Annotated in this window: 1 protein-coding gene; it reads right to left on the bottom strand. The window is 35.9% G+C overall.

The features are described 5' to 3' along the window. Nucleotides 1-151 (bottom strand): transposase (locus tag TY19_RS26625; protein ID WP_193354003.1); only part of this gene is annotated, 151 nt, incomplete at its 3' end. Nucleotides 152-298 lie beyond the last annotated feature (147 nt).

Here is a 298-nt window from a genome sequence, read left to right as displayed (position 1 = left end):
AACTTAACCGGACTAATTGTTTAAAATTTGCCCAGAAAACTTCAATTGGATTTAAATCAAGCGAATAGGAGGGAAGAAATAAAATTTTACATCCAGCTTGTTCAATCAGATATCTGGTTTTTTTAGACTTGTGAAAAGGTGCATGATCCATCATAATCACCTATCCAGTTGTAGCAAAAAGGAGCAAAAATTTTAGATTGGCATTTAGCTGCTATGAAGCTTTCCCTTGCAAAATGATAGCCAGATATGGCTGAATAAACCTTCTCTCCTCTAAAAGCTCGCCCACTATGACGTTGTA

It is taken from the genome of Candidatus Protochlamydia sp. R18 (assembly GCF_000648255.1).
In the GTDB taxonomy this organism is placed as follows: Bacteria; Chlamydiota; Chlamydiia; order Chlamydiales; family Parachlamydiaceae; genus Protochlamydia; species Protochlamydia amoebophila.
This window is presented reverse-complemented; position numbering and strand designations above follow the sequence as displayed.